This window comes from Massilia scottii, assembly GCF_030846495.1.
GTDB lineage: Bacteria > Pseudomonadota > Gammaproteobacteria > Burkholderiales > Burkholderiaceae_D > Telluria_A > Telluria_A violaceinigra.
The window spans coordinates 1-1,643 of sequence record NZ_JAVCWM010000065.1; the positions used below are offsets into that span (position 1 = coordinate 1).

The window sequence follows — 1,643 nt, forward strand, 5'->3', positions numbered from 1 at the left end:
CCGCAGCGCCGCCTCGGCGCTACATTCGCGCCTCAGTGGTGATCACGATGTCGCGGACGATACGCCCCCTTACCCAATCAATCGGGATATCAAATGGAGCGGTATGAGGTGGATGTTGGCGACGGAGTGGTCAATTCTCGGCTGACCGGACGTGTTTTACTCAGGACGAGTTCAAGGACCTGGCCGGCGTGGTCAAACACAGTCTTTCGGTCAACGTTTGGAGCAGATGTTTGACTGGGCAGGCGCTTGGTAGATGAAGAACGATCTTGTTCTTGTACTGCCTGACCTGTACGGCGATTTTGAACAGTTTGGCAATGACCGTCGATGGCTGCGCCTGCGACAGCGCGGTATGGCGCAGCCCTTCGGTGCGCAGTTGCTGATGCAGGATGTAGGCCGCCGCGTGCAGCAACAAGCGCATGCAATTGGCGAGAAAGCTGGTGCAGGAAGTGCGGTCGGCGGCGAGGTCATCCTTGAGATGCTTGATGTAATTTTCGGCCTGACCGCGCGCGCAATAAATATCCTCGTACAACATGCCTGCATCGAGTCCTGGCAGCGAGGTGACGATGAAGCGCGTGTTCTCGCCAAGCGCCATGACCTCGGCCTTGAGCAGCACGCGCCAGGCCCTCGGCCACGAGCGCGCCTTGTAAGTAAATTCATCGAACAGACGCACCGCGTTTGGCGCCACGTCTTGCGATTGCGCAGCCACCCACCGGTCGATGGCGCGAAGTCTGGTCGGCTCGGCCATCGCAAGGAGCTTGGGGTTACAGGCGAAACCGAAAATGAAGTCCACGTTCGACATGCTGTCGATCAGGCCCATTAATTCAGGCCCACTGAAGTGTCCGTCGCCACGGACGAGAATATGAGTATCGGGGAAGTGCTGACGAATCCGCTTCAGAACGCGCCGCATGATCATCGCGTTCTCTTCGCCAAATGGTCGCCTTCCGGGTCGCAGCACTGCCGCGATCAAGCCGCCCGAGTGGCCGTCGAAAATCATCAGCGGCAAGTAGCAGGTCGAACCATAGTGGTGGTTGTAGAACGCCAGCGGCTGCTGGCCGTAGCACGCATCCTCGGAGTGATCCAGATCGAGAATCAAGCTCTTCGGCGGGCTGGCGAAGTTGGCGATGAATTGTTCCACCAGAGCCTCGCTGACGCGATAAATATCCTGGCGACTTGCAGCGTGTTCAAAGCGCGAGATCGTCGCTCCTGATGCCAGCGCGGCGGCGGCATCAAACGGCAAACGGGCCGCGCCAAGTTTGAACATTGGGTCGTGGCGCAGGCTATTCGCGTCGTTGCCGTCCTCGTAGCCGCAGCCGATTTGGTAGATGCGCTGCGTCAGAAGATCGTGATACGAATGGCTGACGTAACTCTGATGGCGCCGGTCGGGCAAAGCTGCGGCCAAGCGCTTGGTCAGACCGATCTGAAGGTCAACGCCGCGCAGCAGAACCGGACCGAGATCAGACGACAAACCGCCACCGGCAAAATCGGCGCGGACGCTGTGGGCTGGAATCGATGCAAAACGGAGCTGCTCTGAGGTAGAATTCATGTCGGGCAAGGTGGCGTTTTTGTTGATAACTGTGTTTCTCGATAACTCACATTTTATCAATGACTTACGGCATTCTTGCCCTTTTTTGTGCAAAATTCAG

1 protein-coding gene is annotated in these 1,643 nt (G+C 57.8%); it reads right to left on the bottom strand.

Annotation, left to right across the window (positions count from 1 at the left end; all coding sequences use genetic code 11):
• Positions 1-160: 160 nt before the first annotated feature.
• Complete coding sequence (locus RBA41_RS33260; RefSeq protein WP_306628623.1) at positions 161-1,543, bottom strand: IS1380 family transposase; 1,383 nt, start codon at positions 1,541-1,543, stop codon at positions 161-163.
• Positions 1,544-1,643 lie beyond the last annotated feature (100 nt).

Excerpts from the sequence above, each read along its gene's own strand:
- RBA41_RS33260 (WP_306628623.1), bottom strand. The coding sequence starts at position 1,543 with ATGAATTCTACCTCAGAGCAGCTCCGTTTTGCATCGATTCCAGCCCAC.